Below are 17,557 nucleotides of genomic sequence, written 5' to 3'. Positions count from 1 at the left end.
GAGCGCACCGCGGGTAAAAGGAGCTCCGATCACGCGGCACCGGCGCCCTTGGGGCGACGAGGCGGAAAACGGCATATGCGGCCGCATTCGACAGGAACGATCGGGCGACTGTTAGCGATCGGGATGCTGAATTCCCACTCCCGCATCGGTGCGTCGATGAGTTTCGCCGCTCCCTTCAGAGAAAGGCCTTGAACGCGGCCGCGAGAGCAGCTGGATTCTCTTCGGCGACGTGGTGCCCGCTCTCAATTCCACAGCCTTCAACATTGTCGGCCCAGTCCTTCCAGATTGCGATCGGATCGCCATAGATCTGCCCTAAATCATCATTGAGCGACCAAAGACAGAGCATTGGACAGCGCACCTTTCGGCCGGCATCTCGATCTTCGCGGTCATGACGATGGTCGATCCTGATTCCTGCGCGATAGTCTTCGACCATGCCATAGATGACGGTGGGGTCATGGATGAGCGTGACCAACTCGTCATAAGCATCGCGTCCCATCTGATCCGGCCGCAAGGCGTCGTACCATGCGAGAGGGTCTGCTAGAATGGCACGTTCGGGTTTCTTGGGCTGCGCGAAAAAGAACCAGTGGTACCAATCGCGGGCAAACGTCCAGTCAGCGCGTTCGAGATGCTCGACGACAGGCAGTCCGTCCATGACGATGAGCTTTCGCACCAGGGCGGGATGGTCCATCGCCATTCTGAATGCGACCAAACTCCCACGATCATGTCCAGCGACGAAGAAGGCGGGATGGCCGAGGCGCTTCATTACCTCCACCAATGCCAAGGCCTTTGCCCGTTTGGACGAGAACCTGCTATCTGCGTCGTCCTTCGGAATGTATGAGCGCCCAAAGCCCGGAAGGTCGGGGCACACGATTGTGAAATCTGGCGCGAGTAGGTCCGCAACTTGCCCCCACGTCATATGTGACCGTGGATGGCCATGGATCAGAAGAAGAGGTGGCCCGGATCCGCCATGCCGAAGTCTTATCGGCCCGCCTTCGGTTTCCATCATCTCGAGCCGGAAATTATCAAACATCCGCCGTCCTCAAAATAGACCGCACATCAGGTTGAGGAACTCTCGAAACCTATATTGGTTCGGCATGGGTTGATCGCGACCACATGCGCGTCGCCCTCCTGATAGCTTTCAGTCTGCAAGCCCTCTCAGGCGCGCCGGTTCGGGTATCATCAAGGACTGTGCCGAACGAAAATGGCTCTCGTTCAAGGTCATCCTAGCGCGACAGTCCCGCGACGGCCCGTCACGCCTCTTGCCTGCCGGCTACGCCGTCGTCCCTTGCTCGGGGTCTCGCTGGAGCAAGAGCCCGTTCGCTGAGCATGATGCGCGAGCTATCGTAAGATGCCGCCCCCGAAATCTGCGTTTCGCCTCAAGGATTTTTGCTTTGCGTCTCGGCTGGCTAGCGCTTGCCGCGGCAATTGAGCTGTTCGACGAAATTGCCCCGGCTGAAGAAGAGGCTCAGCGACCATGTCGCGAACCCTTCAAGCTCTATATGGTTGTTCGACGCGGAAGTCGACGGCGCCGATTTGGCGCCTGGGGCTCAAGGTCCGACGCGGGATAACGACTTTATCTTTCACCCCTGCGATGGGGCGGCCGTAATATCCCAATTCTTGATGGCGCCCACCGCTCCCGTGTTGCGGCTCAAGCGATGCCCACCTTTTGCATCATCCTCGAAGATTCTAGAGTTATCTGTCGATCTTTCCATCTAAGCCGGAGCCACCGATCGGCGGAGTCTGCAAGACATTGTTTTTGCCGCTGCTGCGCGAGTTGTCGCTAGCCGCGCATTGCCGAGGTCAACATATCCTCGCCGTCGCTTTACGCGCTCAAGCCGAATAAACGCGCAGTCCACGTCTTGTGGCTCATCAAAGGTCTCGATTTTGATTTGGCCCTTCGTTCCGATCCGTCCCCAGTTGCGGACGAGTGATGCGCCACCGAACAGGGTCGGCTGAATAGTCAGTGAATAGAACCTGGCCATGTTGCGGGCATCGTCAATGCGGTGCAGATGGGCCGATCGCGTCTTTGGGATTAGCATGCTGCGGAGTCTCGCTCGCGAGCGCCGAAGCGTCCAACGAGTTCGATGAATCGACCACACGCAATTGATTCACAATTCTGATGGGTTTGAGGGGGTGCGTTTGTGGCGCTCCCCACGCCAAGTTGAGCCGTCCATTGTGGTCCAATGCTTGTGAACCTAAACGCTGCGGAAGGCGTCCATTGCAACGAACGATCAGGAGATGGAACGCTCGAACGCTCATCACGTGCCACGGGGAGGGGGATGCTCCCGCGGCGACGCCAGCCTTGGATTCGATAGAATGGCTATCCCGATGTAGGCGCGCCTTTCCCGAGCGAGGTGGAGGGACGAGCGCAAGAGTTCGCTCGTCCCCGGAAAGACGGCCACTCGGCTGATCGATCGATGTTTGGCGCAAGAGGCAGAGTAGTTCGCTCTCCACGGCGACAGTAAGGAACGTGATGTTTTCGCCTTCGATCCGACCTCGAGCTCATATCCGGAGGTTTCCGATGACCTGCCTGTTCGCACGCCTTGTTCGAAGACCGTCCTTTGGGAATTGCGGGCAATCTCGGGGGCAAGTTGTGACGACGAACTGCGAGCCTGGCGGGTGCCGTTCCGTTCGTTTGAGGAGCTTCGGCGCCGATGGCCGAGCATCGAAAAGGCTGCCCGACATGCCGAGCCCGAAGAAAGGAAGCGAGGCCGAGAAGCCGCAAGGGACACTGAAGCTCACAAGGCCTCGAAAAAGTGGATTGCCGAACGTCGGCGTCATCGCTATCCACTGCCAGCCGAGATTTGCCGCCGCTTGGTCGGCCGGTTACGACAGCGCAATACGGTATCGTCGTTTTCATCCAAGTGACGGGTGAACTTGTTGAGCCATCGGACTTGATGGCTTCCTATCCAAACGCAATGCGTCGGCTACGCTCGCCGAGTTGGTTAGGACATGGCCCGCACCCCATCCGCCAGGAGCGGGCAAACTTTGCGCGGCTGGTGGCAGCCGGCGCTTGCCGAACTGAGGTCGCCCGTCGAAATGCCCCGAGCCTTGAACGGAAAAATCCATGTCGCAAGCTTAAGACGACTGGCTGAACTTGCAGTCTGAACGAGACGGATCATGTCGGGCGTTCGGTAACTGTCCGTGTTCACATATGGCGGGGTAGGAGCACCAGGTCCTGGATCGGAGTTACGAACGGCGGTGGGCAAAAATATGAACTTTTTCGTATGCTCATGAGCCGCCCGCCGTTCGCCGAGCAACCTTGTGCTACGAGCTACTCGCCGCCTGCGTTCGCCGTCTCGTCCTTGAAGCTGACTTTCGTGCCTTTCCGCACCATGGACGCGAGGTCCTCGGCATCCCAGTTGGTCAACCTGATGCAGCCATGCGAGAAGGTCGCGCCGATCTTGCCCGGTTCGGGCGTGCCGTGAATACCGTAGCTCTCGATGGACAGATCGATCCAGACCGATCCCACGGGATTGTTCGGTCCGGCCGCAATCGTGAACGGCCGCTTGGCTTTGACCCCCTTGAAAGCGAAGTGCGGATCGTGGTGATAGGTGGGGTTGCACGCGCCGCGTTTGACCTTCGCCTCGCCACTCGGCGCCGGCTTCTCGGCGCTGCCGATGGAAGCGGGAAACACCGCGAGCGATTCACCGGAAGGATCAAGAACGCTGACCAGGCGTGCGCCCTTGTCGACCTCGATGCCGGCAATCCTGGCTGGAGATTCCCCCCGATCAACATCCGGAACGAGCAACTTAGTGCCGGCCTTCATGAACCCGATCCTCGGATTGAGCCTCCTGAGCAATTGCTCGCTTATGTGGAAGCGCTCGGCCAGTTTCTCCGTCACGTTGTGATAGCCGAGCGTCCGCAGGCGGGACCTCTTCTCCATGCGCGCCGGAATGCGCTTGGTAAAGGGTCCGCTCACATCCTTGCGTGTCAGTTCGTAGCTCACCACGACTGGTTGGTGGAGGTTGCCGTCAGCCTGTCCCAGGTCTCCGGCGTAAGCTTGCCGTCGGAGGACAATCCGTTCGCAGTCTGAAAAGCCCTGATGGCCTTTGCGGCGTTCTCTGAAAAGCGGCCCTCTATCATGCCTGGCGAGAAACGGGCGCGATCCAAAAGTATCTGCGCCTTCAGGATAACCGGGCTGAAGCCTTTCGATCTTTCGGCTGAGAATTGCGCTTGATTGACAGTGGCGGGGTCGAGCTTGGCCGCCGCTGTCCCGTCGCAAGTGAGGGCAAGCGCCGCGGCCGCGACGAGAAGGAGCCTGACCATCGATGCCTCCCACCAGAACCTGTTTCTATGGCGCATCAACGCCGATATGGTTCCGGCCCATGAGGCTTCCTCCAACGGCTTAACGGGCCTCGGATACGCTGGGGCTCTGGCCAGGCGCTTCGCTGTCAACCAGAAGATCGTCTTGATGGAAGAGGCGAGCATCGCTCGCCGACCTGCCTGCCGGCCCGGAAGAACCGGCATCGGCGATGCTCGCGATTCTGGAGGCGCGCTCATTGTCTCTTTCCGCCGCAAAATGACGCTGTCGCAAGACGCTGCCTCTAGGCCGCCTTGAGGAAGAATGAACCGGACCGTCAGAGGCGCCATCCTCAAGCGCTCTTCCGACATGAGCCGCACCTCGAGGTCTGACCTGCGAGTCCGATGGGGATCGACAACGGGATGGTTTCGAACTCGACCTGATCCAGCATAGTGCCGGTACTGAACATCTAGGAACAGAAGGTTTTGCGCCAATCGCGCCGTTGGCAGGAACTGACACGGCTGCTCGACGTTTCCAGGACACGCAGTCAAGGAGTGCTAGAATGCAAACCTCACCAGCGAGTCCCGAGTATCCTCCAACCGCGCCTGCCATCCTTCCCTTTCATGGTACGGTGACGGTCAGATTCTCTGACGCCATTGTTGCGTCAAGCGATCGCGCAAAAATGCTCTACGAAGACGGGCGAGATTCGGTCTTTTACATCCCGTTCGAGGACATCTATTTCGAGCTTTTCGAGAAAACCAACGCTACCTCGGAGTCTGCATGGGGCACCGCCGGCTATTGGCGCGTGCATGCAGCCGGTGCATCCGCTGACAATTTCATGTGGGCCTACGAGACTCCCGAAACGGCCGCCCTGGCCATCGCCCGGCACGGCGCATTCGACCCGCACAAGGCCCGTATCGACGCCGATCCGGCCGAGGACAAGCAGCATACCCCGCACCTCCCCGAATAGTCATGTAATGGGGAAGCTTATAATTCCCGACATGTTTTGGCATGTGGACGCAGCAAAGGAACTAATCAATGCGCCCAAAATCATCGCGCGATATTCCGGGACAAAAGCCTCGCAAGGACACGGATCGGACCAGCCGGAAGGCCGCTGCTAAAACCCCGGATAAGACCAACGACTGGGATCGAGATGCAGTCCACGGTGAGGGCGAGTCGCTCGGAATAGAGATTGAGCATGTAGAGATTGAGCAACAGATCGAGTCGAAATAAGCGTTTATTCAGGATTGTCGAAGGGCCGAATTGAGCCACTCGTACAGGAATCCGTGCGCGTCCTCAAGATCAGCAATTTTCCGTACCAGATTGCCGGCGCTCTCACGAAAACAGGGCAGTCGAAAATCCGATTGTTCAATTGTTCATAGGATCCTCCAAGGCAGCGAACAACTGAGTTTTTGATGCAGGCCAGCCCTATGGTCAGCGGCCGAGCGCGATATGGGCCGAGGATTTTGTCCGTCAAGACGGCCTAACGGGCGTGGAATCAACGGAACGGTTGGCTTCCACCTCCACATATCCTGCGGCGTTCGTGACCGCTGTACTGATGATGACGGCACGCTTTCCTAACTGCCCGCGCGGCACCGCTTGGCGCGGCGGGTCCGCATTTGGAACACAGTCATGGTGGGAATTTGGGGCCGCACTTGCCCCCTCTTGTTTCTCCGTGAGAACTTGCAGGCAGCGGGCTTTTGCCTATCGCTCTGCTAGGATCGCCGCCGGCGCGGATTCAAATAGGATTTATATTAATCTGGTGCGCCCCGCAGGACCGGCTTGGGCTTGCTGGCAGGTCTCGACGCATAGCAGAAAAGCCGCCGCCACAGAGGGCGGCGGGCTGTTCTCCTACCAGTCTTGCCTGGTGTACCAGTCGTCGATATCCCTACGCGCGCGGTCGCGTTCGATGCCGTAGCGCTCCTGGATCTTACCTTCGAGTTGATCGCGTTTGCCAGCGATGCGATCAAGGTCATCATCAGTGAGTTTTCCCCACTGTTCTTTGACCTTGCCTTTGACCTGCTTCCAGTTTCCCTCAACGCGGTTCCAGTCCATCACGGCCTCCTTCATTCGAAAAAGGATCGAACGTCGTTTTGCCGCGGAAGTTCCAGGCAATCGGGTGCCGAGCCCGATCCACGAAAGTCCGCGTATTGCCGAATGAACATTGGCAGCGCGTATTCGTCTATCGACGAAGCCGTCAACCTTCCTCCCATTTGTTGACCAGCCCGGGATGCGGAAAGGGCCCCTAAATTGCCCAGGTGCAGCATCGTCAATAGCCGCCACAGCAATAAGTTGCATAACATACATTATGGAACTAGGAAATACTCAATACAATCAATATGGTAAGTCTCATCAAGCCGACCTTGGCGGTGCCCGAGACACTGGTCTGCTATCTAACCCTTCACACACCTAAAACCTATTTTGTGGCCCTCTACGATCAATGATTCTGTCAAAGAGCGTCTGTATTTGATTGTACGCTAATATACGTTTTCAGCTAGGCAAGCACGGGGGCTATCGAATCCGACGAAGGAAATTGGATGGCCACTCTCCATTATGCATCTGGCGGATCAGCGATGGACGTCGCAGCCGCCGGGTTCAATCTTGTCGACGTCTCATCCGTGGACGAACTCAACGCTTCGCCGGATGGCACGAAAGGTCTGGTCTGGCTCGATGAAGCCGATGGCGCAACCTCGTCTTTCATTCAGAAAGTCACGCCCTTCATCGGCAATCCGAAGGTGTTCGGCTTCTTCCTCGTCGACGAGCCCGATCCCACGGGCAAATGGGGAACCTATGCCACGGCCGACAACCTGAAGGCGGAATCCGACTGGATCCACAACAACCTGCCCGGCGCCAAGACCTTCATCACCATGATGAACATGGGATCTTCGGAAAATCCAGATTTTTCAAACACTTATAATCCCGCGAACACGCATATCGACTATTACGGCCTGGATCCCTACCCAGTGCGCACCGGCACAAGCACCGTCGACTACAACATGATCGACAGGACCGTGGCCGCGGCGGTCGCCTCGGGCATCCCGCTCAGCCAGGTCGTTCCGGTCTACCAGACGTTCGGCGGCGGCAATTACACCACCGACACGGGCGGCCAATATGTCCTTCCCAGCGTCGCCCAGGAGCAGACCATGCTGGATCACTGGGCCAAGGTGGCGCCATCGCCCGCCTTCGACTATGCCTATGCGTGGGGCTCTCAACAGGGCGACACCGCGCTTGGCAACTCGCCGGAGCTGCAGGCCTTGTTCCAGCAACATAACCTCAGCAGCGCCGCAAGCGCCCCGGCAACCCCTCCCCCGAGCACTTCTGAAACCTCCAGTACTCCTAGCATTCCCCCCAGTACGTCCGGTACGCTGGGGAGCCCTGGCACCGCTAGTACACCGAGTACTCCATTTGTCGCCAATCCTGGCGATAGTAGACATCATAAGTCTGATGGTGCCGATTTGATCCACGCAACCGGCGCCGTCCATCACGTCGCGAATGCCAGCCACTGGGTGACAGAGTCGGCCGGTGTGGGCAGGGGCATAGGGCTTGCCTCACTGGCCGATGCCGCCAGCGATGCCTTCGCATTCGATGCAGGCGCTCTTGCCGCCCGCGGTGCCGACCGCCCTACGGACGTCAGCGTCTCCCAACAAAAGTTTCATCTCGACCACGCTTTGGGGCTTCACACGGGCGCTCCACCAAATGGCGCTCTCGTCGCCGGCATGGGCTCGCATGATTCTAGCGACCATATCATCTTCAACAGTTCGACCGGAGCGCTCTCGTTCGACAACCATGACACCGGAGGCGCTCATCACATAGAATTCGCCCATTTTCCCGGTGCCTTAATCTGAAAAGGCCTTTAGAACGGCCGCCATTGACCGAAGCCCCGCAAATCACTCAGACCAAGTGTGTGGCCTCGAAGTGCGTCTCAGAAGATGATTGGTACCTGGGAATGATCAAGCGCGTGACCGACGATCGCATCAGCGTTTAATTCCCAGCTATAATTTCCCTCATTCAATTATCGAACGGCCAAGGTGTTGAAGGGCCAACAGATCGAATTGATAGGCGAGTTGTTCGCAGTGGATGGCAAGGTCACGGTGACATCGGGAACGTCAGTCACAGCTGACCAAGAGGCGCACCTGGTACAGAGCCGCGTTTAGCGGACTAGAAAGAAGGCGCTGATCGATGAGCCGGATTGACAAACCATGACTCCGACGTTGGCCGGCCGTTCCCCTTCATCGTTCTCATCGATTGGCACTGCCATTCACGAAAATTCCTCATTAGCAACTAGGTGGAATGTTGGGCCGGAACCCTCCGCCCGCGTCCCGCTGTCCGGGGGAACTGTCCGGCAAAGCCTCAGTTCAAAAACGAAGGTGGACCATCCGCACCATGGGTTTGAGCGATCCCTCGCCAGAATAACTAACCGTGGATGCTGTGTGGATATCCCCGCCGCGCCCATTGCGAATCGAGGTGATGCGGGCACCTTGGCCGAATGGTCGCAGGACATGTTGAAATGGTGCTATTCGAGCAGTCGCTTTGCGACGGCGACGGTATGCATCGGCCATTCGCCGATCGCGTCGCTGACGCTGCGGCGAAAACATCCGGAACGGTCTTGTTCGACGTCCGTATCGATGGTGACACCCAAGTCCAACGAATGGCCGCTATCGGATATGACGACGCTGGCACCGCAATAATTTTGATGGAGAAGACCGGAGATCTGAGGTGCGCGTCGGTAAACGGCGAGACCGCCGTGTTGGTAGCGGAGCTGGCCGCTTGGGAATCATCTCCTCTTAGCGAGCATGCGCGCGTTGATTTCCGAGGGACGGCAGCGATGCTGTTGGCAAAGCTTCGCAGTTCCGGTCACTTCGGCCGATCCATTTGATCCTCTGCAGCGCACGGGGCACGTTTGGTGCGGCGCCCTCCGCCCAGCCCGGTTAAGTGCGAGGGATGCTCTGAGCGTCGTGCAGCAAACGTTCGAGCCTGACAATCGTATCTCGAACCAAATCGTGAGCGCGGCTGCTCTCTCCGAGACACATTGCCGCCTCGCATTCACCTAACACAGCGACAGCGTTCTGAAACTCTCGCTTGAGATCATCGGTCTTTTTGCTCATTATCAATTATAGTCCCTTCGAGCCGTCGCCGCAAATCATTGCCCTGAAGACGTCAGGTTATCAATCGCGGGCCGCAGGTCTCGCCACAGGCGATAGAATTGCGACCAGATGTTCGTCTTCGGCTGCTCGTACCTCCAGGAGAGGCCGCACTTTCACCGGATCTGGAAGCTGCTATATTGGTCTTTTGGTCATTGCCTGCGCGCCATACGGTCCTCCTCGGCAACAGTTTCATCGAACAAGCTGGTCAGCAACCAGCGTAGAAGCGATAGGTTCTGCCCCAACCTGCGAGTTCGTCGGATTTCTTTAAGCGGGCTCACGGCGATTTTGTGGGCTGCTGCCCTCACAGCGCGCCTGGCGATCATCGGCGCAACGCGCGAAGGTTAAGCTTGGTTTTTAGGTGACCGGTCGTTGCGGGCGTGCAGGGGCCATGGCAAAGGACGCCGCCCGATCTGATGGCAAAGCCAAGCTTTCGCCTCGCTGAAACGGGACGAATAATCGATCCTGGTTGGTGCCGCTTCCGACGCACGAACCATGGCAGGTTCATCCGGCGAGGCGCCAGATCGATCAAGCATTACGCTCACTGCAATCTCACTGCGACTTCCCAAGACAGCGCCTACACGTCGCTCATGTCGTCGCCTGACAGAACGGCGGGTTGTGGCACTCGTCAGGCATCCTTCCGCCTGGCCTTCCGCGTCCGCTCCCGATCCTGCGCGCCAGCTTCACATCGACTCGATGTCTGCCATTGGAACCAAGCAATCGCCGGGAGGTTTGGCTCTCATCGTCGTCTCCAACAAGGAGTAGCTGCATGAGAAATACCTTTCGCCTTACGTCTCTGTCGCTTGCCACGTCACTGGCGTTTGCATTGCCTTCATTCGCCGCCGAGACTGCGCAAGACTTCGTAACCAAGGCCGCGATTGGCGGAATGTTTGAGGTCCAGTCGAGCAAGGTCGTCCAAGACAAGCTTCAGGACCAGGCGCTCAAGGACTTCGCACAGAAGATGATCTCCGATCATGGGGCTGCCAACGCCAAGCTCGAAAGCATCGCCAGCGAACAGAAATTGCAGGTGCCTGCCGATCTCGATGCTTCTCACAATAGCGACCTCGACAAGCTGAAATCAGCTTCAGCACCAGTCGATAAGCCATATGCGGACATGCAGAAGGCTGCGCATGCCGATGCGGTCAGCCTGTTCGAGGCGTACGCCAAGGCTGGCGACAACGTCGCCCTCAAATCCTTCGCTTCTGAGACATTGCCTACACTCAAGATGCACCGGGACATGATCCAGAGGGCTGAAACCAAGGCGCCTGCCAACGAAAGCACAACGCCCGCAGTCTCAACCAGCGGCGTCAACAATCCCGCAGCTCCGGTACCCGGCGCCAACAGCTTCACCGAAGACCAGGCAAAAAGCGCGATCCAGAAGGCCGGTTATACCGACGTCTCTGCTCTCAAGAAGGACGACAAGGGCATCTGGCGCGGGACGGCGAGCAAGGACGGCAAGTCGACTCCAGTCGCTCTCGACTATCAGGGCAACGTCGTTGCCGACACTCAGTGATCAAAAGAAAGGATAAATGCGATGCAAACCGTAACGGGATTGTTCGACGACTATGATGACGCCAACGATGCCGTAGGCGAACTTGTGGCAACTGGCGTGCCTCGCGATGAGATCAGCCTCGTGGCCAACAACGCGACCGGGTGGTACAAAGCCGACGACGCCGAGGTGGGTGAGGATGCGGCCACCGGAGCTGGCCTTGGCGCCGTTGTGGGCGGCGCCGGCGGCCTCGCGACTGGCCTCGGGTTGATGGCCATCCCTGGCCTTGGACCCGTCGTTGCCGCGGGATGGCTGGCGGCCACGGCTGTCGGCGCGGTCAGTGGTGCCTTGGTTGGTGGGGCCGCAGGCGGCATTATCGGGGCTATGACCAAAGCCGGTGTCCCGGAAAACGATGCCCATGTCTATGCGGAGGGTGTCCGTCGCGGTGGAACGATGGTCACAGCCAGGGTCGAGGACAGTTTTGTCCCGAACGCCGAACAGATACTCAAGCAATACAACTCGGTCGACATCGCTGACAGGCGCTCTGCGTATGAAGCCGCCGGCTGGACCGGTTTCGATCCCGCAGCCGACGTCTACCCCGAGGACGACCTCCGGCGGGCTGGACCCGGTCGCGATCTCTGATGTAAACCGCAGGGCGGCGAAGCCGCCCTGTTCTTCTCTTAGATGGGGATAGAGCCAATGCGCCTAAAGCGGCTCGCGACCGCTGAGGTCAACCCAGGCGGGAGCATGGTCGCTTGGCTTCTCCCATCCGCGCACTTCAACATCGACGCCAGCGGAGCGTATCAGACCGGAAAGTGAGGGGCTCACCAGGAGGTGATCCATGCGCAGGCCAGAGCTGCGATCGTAACCTCGCCGGTAGGAGAAATTCCAGTAAGTGTAGATGCCTTTCTCCGGATGCATTGTGCGCACGGCGTCGACCCATCCGCCGGCTAACATGTCAGCATATGCCTTGCGGCTCTCGGGAAAATACACCGCATCGCCAACCCAGCGGTGCGGCATGACCGCGTCCATTTCGGTTGGGACGACATTGTAATCACCACACAGAACCGTCGGCAGGTTATCGTCAAGCAGTAGATTTCCGTAGGCAATCAGACGATCGAACCATTTAAGCTTATAATCGAATTTTGGCCCCGGCGCTGGATTGCCGTTTGGCAGATAAAGGCAACCGACGACGAGGCCATCGACCTCCGCCTCGAGATAGCGGCTATGCGTATCGTCCGGATCGCCCGGCAACCCGCGCCGTCGTTCAAGTGGGACTTGCCCCCGAGCCAGGATGGCAACACCATTGTATGATTTTTGACCGTGCCAGATCGCGCCGTAACCGGCGGCCTCGATCGCTTTCTCGGGGAACTTTTCGTCCGACGTTTTTAACTCCTGCAGGCAAACAATGTCGGCATCGGTTTGCGACAGCCATTTCAGCAGCACAGGCAGCCGACCGTTTACACCATTGACGTTGAATGTTGCTACCCGGGTCATTTTCGATCGCATGGGGCCACCTACTGTGTTGACTTCGGAGCCGGATGACGTCGCCGCATGATATCGATAAGGCTGCTGTGAAGATGATCCCAATTTTCGACTATGTCTTTGTCTGTGAGGCCTTGCGCCTCTGCTTCCACCGCGAGCCGTTTCGCCAGCTCCGTTATCTCCGCATTACCTACGCGCCGGCCATCCAGCAGATCGTATCTTTCCATCCACAGGTGTAAAAAGTGAACGGCGCGCTGACACTTCACGGTGGCGCTCCCGCATCGAAATTTTCCATGGCGTTGACGACAATGAGGCAGTCGAAGTCGGCGTCTATTTCAGTCCGCTTGATGCCGACGGCCCTGGCGTCGGCGGCAGGTTTAGGGATGGGCTCGTCTGTAAATAGATGCATCCGCATTGGCGGTCTCCGGAGTGCCGTCTGCAAATCCACCAGGGCAGAAAATTGACGCCGCGTGTGTTCGTTCATTCATAAGCTCAAGCGCGACTTTCCGTTCCGATAGCGTTTTTGATATTCGTCGGTCAGAGCAGGGATGTTGCGAAAGTTCATATCGCCTCAGGATTTCACGAGACAGGTCGTTGAAGCCGTCTGAAGTAGTGGTTTTGTTTTCGTGGTGAGCGACGAACGGATTAGCAACTTCTTCAGCTTCGGCGTGTTCTCGTCCCCCTTTCACCTTACCGCCGATCTTCTTGGCCATATCGAGGCCTTCTGCTTGTCCTTGGTGGTCGCACCGGTGCGCCAGCTCGGCTTCTCGAATAGGTGACCTGGAGCGGTTCCTGTTTTGAGAGAATCGTAGGATTCCCAAAGAAGGGTGTTTGTGATTCATGTGTGGACGGCCCCCGGTGAGTAAGAAGATACTGACAATGGCAATACTGAAGCGGTCAGGTTCATTCATGTGTTCGGCCTGTTTTTGTGCGGCCTCAGGCCGCTGGCCATGATGGTGTCGGTGGATCTGGCCCTCATCAAGCTGCCGCGCTGCGATGCGCGTTGAATCACTCAGGTTCTCCCGATCCCCGGCTTGACCGGATCTGCATCACTGATGTCGTTCTCTCCTGCCCAAACTGGATGTCATTTCGCGCGACCGTCGTTACCCTCGAGCCATTGACGGCGTCGCGCGGTAGTTTTCCTCACGCGCCATCACCGCCCAGGCGATCCGCGCTACCTTGTTGGCGACAGCGACTGTGACCAGCCGTGCCGGCTTACGCTCGAGCAACTGGTTCGCCCAGGTGCTGACGGTCGTCGCTTTTCGCCGCGTGTACCGGATGACCGCCGTGGCGCCGACGACGAGGAGATGCCGTAAATAGCGATCTCCCATCTTCGAGATTCCTCCCATTCTGTCTTTGCCACCGGAGGAATGTTGTTTTGGAACAAGGCCGAGCCAAGCAGCGAATTGACGACCGGAGCGGAAGACTTTGCCTCGACGACGGTGGCAGCGAGGGCGGTCGCCGTGATGAAGCCGATTCCGGGAATAGTTGAAAGCCGCCGGCAGACCTGGTTCGTGCGATACCACGCCAGAAGCTCGATCTCGATCTTCCGGATTTGTGCGCCAAGCCCTTCGATCGTTCGGGCGAGGAGGATAAGAACCTGTCGCGCCATCGCGGGGAGCGGCCCATCGCCCTTGTCGAGCTTCGATTAGACCACGGACATGGGCCCGGCCCTTCGGTGCGACGACGCCATACTCGGCCAGATGCGCCCGCATCGCGCTGATTTGCGCTGTGCGCTGCCGAACCAAGAGGTGGCGAGCCCGATGAAGCATCAGAATGCTCTGGGCATCCGCCGATTTGACAGCCACGAACCGCATTGTCGGTCGCGTCACCGCCTCGCAGATCGCTTCCGCGTCGGCCGCATCGTTCTTGTTGCGCTTGACGTAGGCCTTTACGTAAGCCGGCGGCATCAACTTGACCACATGCCCGAGTGCAATCAGCTCCCGCGCCCAATGGTGCGCCGTCGCGCAGGCCTCCATGCCGATGAGGCACGGCTGCATATCGCGAAGCAACGGGATAAGCTGATCGCGCCGAACTTTTCGACGGAGCACCGCGTTTCCAGCATTATCGACGCCGTGAACTTGAAAGACGTTCTTGGCGATATCCAATCCAATCGTGATAACTTGCATGCGGACGGTTCCTTCCCTCTGATGGTCCTTTGACAACGCCATCTTGGCACATTGCGATGCCGCTGGGTCGGGGGCCGTCCACCCCATCAAGATGCTGTCTGGATTGGAGGCCAGCATCTGATGACGCGAGCGCTTTCAAATGATCTTCGTGAGCGTGCAGTAGCGGCAGTTGGCGAGGGGGAGACCTGCCGTGCGGTTGCCTCGCGCTTTGGCGTTGCAGTTTCCTCTGTAGTGAGTGGTCGCAGCGTTACCGTGCGACCGGATCGGTGGCGCCGGGCAAGATGGGCGGACACCGCAAGCGGATTCTTGAGCCGCATCGGTCCTTCATCGTGGAGCGGATCAATCAGACCTCTGACCTGACGCTGCATCGGCTGAAGGACGAATTCGATGCGCGCGGGGTCAAGGTCTCGCACAATACGGTGTGGCTGTTCCTGCGCCGCGAGGGCCTGAGCTTCAAAAAAACGCTGTTCGCCCTTGAGCAGGCCCGCGCCGATGTTGCCCGGGAGCGTCAGCGATGGCGTTTCTGACTGGCCGGCCTCGACCCGCGGTGCCTGGTCTTCATCGACGAGACCTGGATAAAGACCAACATGGCTCCGCTGCGAGGGTGGGGTCCGAAGGGCAAGCGGCTGCGCGGCTTGGCTCCGCACGGCCGTTGGCGCACGCTGACCTTCCTTGGCGCGCTACGCTGGGATCGGCTCGCGGCACCTTGCGTCTTCGACGGACCGATCAACGGCCAATGCTTTCGCGCGTATGTCGAGCAGCAGCTCGTCACCGTTCTGAAGCCCGGCGACATCGTCGTCATGGATAATCTGGGAAGTCATAAGTCGGCGGCGATCAGGCAGATGATCAAGGCTGCCGGCGCCAGGCTTTGGTACCTGCCGCCCTACTCTCCGGACCTGAATCCAATCGAGCAGGCCTTCGCCAAGATCAAACACCGGATGCGCCAAGCCCAGAAACGCACCGTCGAGGACACGTGGCGTCACATCGGCCACCTCGTCGAAACCATCGAGGCAGCCGAATGCAAGAACTACTTCGAAAACGCCGGATACGCTTCCGTCAAAACGTGAAAGGCTCTAGAGCGGAGGCTCAGCGGCTTCAACCCCTGGCATGATGCTGTTCACGACCAACAGGTGGAATGTTTCGCCGCAGACATCGGTTGGCCTGCCCGCCTGGTATGGGAGTTGATCCTAAAACACGACAACAGCCCGCTTTGGTTCCGATGGCCAATGGCGTTCTCCTGCTTTGAGGGGTTCGCCGCAACTGTGAGGACTATATTCCTGCCCTTCCCTCACGTGCCACCAGCCACAGGTTGCATAGTGGGTTTACGGGTTCTTGAGCAGGTTTAGCGCATCGTGAGCGCGGACATGCTGAGTAGCTCGTACATGGCTAAGGCCCCGGCGATTCACCTTGCGCCGGGGCCTTTTTGGACGGTAGCTACTCAGGCAGGCCGGGATCGTAATGCACGATCGCGTCGAGGATGGTCCTATATAGGCTGTCGACCTCTTCGTCGATCTCTCCCCGCTTGATGCCGAGCGCCTTCGCGTCTGCGATCAGCTTGTGGGTGAGTTCGTCGACCGAGATGACATCCGCCTTCGTCGTTTCAGGCACGTTGTTGGCCAGCCATTGGTCGAGGAAGTTGATTCCGCGTGTGCTCATGACCGCTAAGCTCGTTATCGATATTAGGTTCCACCGCCTTGACGACGATCAAATTGTTACGCCTTGGGCTAGCGCCCCAGCGGCTGTCTCGACAGTGAGACGAGTTCGGCCTCGTCCTTATTCCGGCCATGTAGTTGGCAATGATCCGTGACGCCAATCGGCCCTGCGCATCGGGCGATTGGTCGTCGAGGAGTTTGAGTTGGTCGATAACCCGCCCTAGCAGGGCCAGCTCCGCACGATCAAAAATCCCGGCGTCCGCAGCTTTTCGTCTAATCGGCATCTAGTCCTCCTCTCTGAAATCCTGCAGTGAGGCGTGGCGGAGGTCCTCCTCGCCCCGCAAATGTTTCACACGGCCGATCAACCCGGGCTTAACCCACTGCGTCGCCGGCCGCTTCATGCCCATTGGCGCGGTCCCTGCGTGGTCCTGCACACGCCTCCAGAGTCGTTCCCGCATTTCCCGGTTCAAGGTAATGAACGCCGACCCGACATAGCGCCCTGTACCTCGCTCAGCCATCAGCGCAAAGGCCGGCTTGCCCGGCTCGCGCTCGACGCCGAGCAGTTCGAATTCTTCAATCGAGTAGCATTTTGCCTTCAGCCAGTTGGTCGACGGACCGCTGCGATATTTGCTGTCACGTCGCTTGGACACCATGCCCTCCAGCCCGGCCTGGTCGACCAAGTGTAGGATAGCCTTCGCGTCGCCGGGCAAAGGCTCGCTGAACTGAATCCGGCCGCCGGGCTCAATCATACTGGCCAGAATCTCGCGCCTCTCCTCCAGCGCCATGTCGCGCAGATCGTGGCCGTTGAGGTGCAGAAGGTCGAAGGCGACGAAATACAGGTCGTGCTGCCGACGAGTGATCGCCTTTCGCAATTCTCCGAAGTCGGAAAGCCCGGCATCGTTGAGCACGATGATCTCGCCGTCGACGATGGCGCTCTCGGCGCCGAGGTTCGCCGCCTCTTTCACTAGGTCGGAATATTTGGCTGTCCAGTCGTGACCGTTGCGCGTGTAGATCCTGGGGCCGCCCTCATCGATGATCAGTTGCGAGCGGTACCCATCGAATTTAACCTCGTGAATCCAATTGTCGCCCTCTGGTGGTTTTTCCACCAAGGTCGGCATCAACGGTGCGACGAACTTCAAACGCATGCACGGAACTCACACGAGCCGGCAGATAAATAAGCTTTTGCTAAAATAGTTCCGATATTGGAATTGTCAGGCCCGTTTTGGCCTGCCGAGCCTAGATAGGTTCGCTAGATAGGACTGAAGTCCGTTCGCGATCAGCCAGAAGGCCCACCCTGGAACATATTGCGACCTACTTGCTTGAGTCGGGCGGTGGGGCACCGGTTGGGAGACTACAAATGTCTTTATCCGACGAACTGAGCGACGTGCAGATGGAATTCAACTGTCCGGCCTGTTCAC

14 protein-coding genes and 2 pseudogenes are annotated in these 17,557 nt (G+C 58.5%); 6 read left to right on the top strand and 10 right to left on the bottom strand.

What is annotated here, in order from left to right; all coding sequences use genetic code 11:
- Window positions 1-175: 175 nt before the first annotated feature.
- The 4 genes from JG746_RS35980 to JG746_RS37505 all read right to left on the bottom strand — a co-directional run bounded on the left by JG746_RS35980 (window position 176) and on the right by JG746_RS37505 (window position 4,503).
- A complete protein-coding gene (locus JG746_RS35980) occupies window positions 176-1,030 on the bottom strand; it encodes an alpha/beta fold hydrolase (RefSeq protein ID WP_199200764.1) in 855 nt (284 codons plus the stop codon).
- 682 nt (window positions 1,031-1,712) lie between these two features.
- A complete protein-coding gene (locus JG746_RS35975; RefSeq protein WP_446721249.1) occupies window positions 1,713-1,982 on the bottom strand; it encodes a WGR domain-containing protein in 270 nt (89 codons plus the stop codon).
- Window positions 1,983-3,274: 1,292 nt separating this feature from the next.
- Window positions 3,275-3,949, bottom strand: coding sequence for a L,D-transpeptidase (locus JG746_RS35970; RefSeq protein ID WP_244731086.1), 675 nt, complete (start codon window positions 3,947-3,949; stop codon window positions 3,275-3,277).
- Entirely contained in the window at window positions 3,946-4,503 is a 558-nt protein-coding gene (locus JG746_RS37505) for a peptidoglycan-binding domain-containing protein (RefSeq protein WP_244731084.1), read from the bottom strand. The genes JG746_RS35970 and JG746_RS37505 overlap by 4 nt, the downstream gene beginning before the upstream one ends.
- A gap of 302 nt (window positions 4,504-4,805) precedes the next feature.
- Here JG746_RS37505 and JG746_RS35965 point away from each other — a divergent pair, with 302 nt between their 5' ends.
- Complete coding sequence (locus tag JG746_RS35965) at window positions 4,806-5,213, top strand: DUF427 domain-containing protein (protein ID WP_199200763.1); 408 nt, start codon at window positions 4,806-4,808, stop codon at window positions 5,211-5,213.
- Between the two features lie 881 nt (window positions 5,214-6,094).
- Here JG746_RS35965 and JG746_RS35960 read toward each other — a convergent pair.
- A complete protein-coding gene (locus tag JG746_RS35960; RefSeq protein WP_199200826.1) occupies window positions 6,095-6,298 on the bottom strand; it encodes a CsbD family protein in 204 nt (67 codons plus the stop codon).
- Window positions 6,299-6,816: 518 nt separating this feature from the next.
- On the opposite strand from JG746_RS35960, the gene JG746_RS35955 reads away from it, so the two are divergent.
- The 4 genes from JG746_RS35955 (at window position 6,817) to JG746_RS35940 (ending at window position 11,515) form a co-directional block, all read left to right on the top strand.
- Window positions 6,817-8,088 carry a calcium-binding protein gene (locus tag JG746_RS35955; RefSeq protein WP_244731082.1) on the top strand — a complete coding sequence of 424 codons (1,272 nt, stop codon included), beginning with the start codon at window positions 6,817-6,819 and terminating at the stop codon, window positions 8,086-8,088.
- A 641-nt stretch (window positions 8,089-8,729) separates the two neighbouring features.
- Window positions 8,730-9,119 carry a hypothetical protein gene (locus JG746_RS35950; RefSeq protein ID WP_199200761.1) on the top strand — a complete coding sequence of 130 codons (390 nt, stop codon included), beginning with the start codon at window positions 8,730-8,732 and terminating at the stop codon, window positions 9,117-9,119.
- 1,034 nt (window positions 9,120-10,153) lie between these two features.
- Window positions 10,154-10,897 carry a DUF4142 domain-containing protein gene (locus tag JG746_RS35945; protein ID WP_199200760.1) on the top strand — a complete coding sequence of 248 codons (744 nt, stop codon included), beginning with the start codon at window positions 10,154-10,156 and terminating at the stop codon, window positions 10,895-10,897.
- 21 nt (window positions 10,898-10,918) lie between these two features.
- Complete coding sequence (locus JG746_RS35940) at window positions 10,919-11,515, top strand: hypothetical protein (protein ID WP_199200759.1); 597 nt, start codon at window positions 10,919-10,921, stop codon at window positions 11,513-11,515.
- A gap of 63 nt (window positions 11,516-11,578) precedes the next feature.
- On the opposite strand, the gene xth is transcribed toward JG746_RS35940, so the two are convergent.
- From xth to JG746_RS35925, 3 genes and pseudogenes are all read right to left on the bottom strand, one after another.
- Entirely contained in the window at window positions 11,579-12,370 is a 792-nt protein-coding gene (gene xth / locus JG746_RS35935; RefSeq protein WP_199200825.1) for an exodeoxyribonuclease III, read from the bottom strand.
- A gap of 365 nt (window positions 12,371-12,735) precedes the next feature.
- Window positions 12,736-13,071, bottom strand: a complete 336-nt coding sequence (locus JG746_RS37500) for a hypothetical protein (RefSeq protein WP_244731080.1) — start codon at window positions 13,069-13,071, stop codon at window positions 12,736-12,738.
- Window positions 13,072-13,461: 390 nt separating this feature from the next.
- Window positions 13,462-14,487 (bottom strand): annotated as a pseudogene (locus JG746_RS35925) (IS110 family transposase).
- 120 nt (window positions 14,488-14,607) lie between these two features.
- Here JG746_RS35925 and JG746_RS35920 point away from each other — a divergent pair.
- Window positions 14,608-15,554 (top strand): annotated as a pseudogene (locus tag JG746_RS35920) (IS630 family transposase).
- 367 nt (window positions 15,555-15,921) lie between these two features.
- Here JG746_RS35920 and JG746_RS35915 read toward each other — a convergent pair.
- Complete coding sequence (locus JG746_RS35915; RefSeq protein WP_199200757.1) at window positions 15,922-16,143, bottom strand: DUF768 domain-containing protein; 222 nt, start codon at window positions 16,141-16,143, stop codon at window positions 15,922-15,924.
- Between the two features lie 280 nt (window positions 16,144-16,423).
- A complete protein-coding gene (locus tag JG746_RS35910; RefSeq protein ID WP_199200756.1) occupies window positions 16,424-17,284 on the bottom strand; it encodes an ATP-dependent DNA ligase in 861 nt (286 codons plus the stop codon).
- Window positions 17,285-17,557: the final 273 nt, after the last annotated feature.

Source organism: Mesorhizobium sp. 113-3-3, assembly GCF_016756495.1.
Taxonomy (GTDB): Bacteria; Pseudomonadota; Alphaproteobacteria; order Rhizobiales; family Rhizobiaceae; genus Mesorhizobium.
The sequence above is the reverse complement of the archived record's forward strand: the minus strand, read 5'-3'. Positions and strand labels throughout refer to the sequence as shown.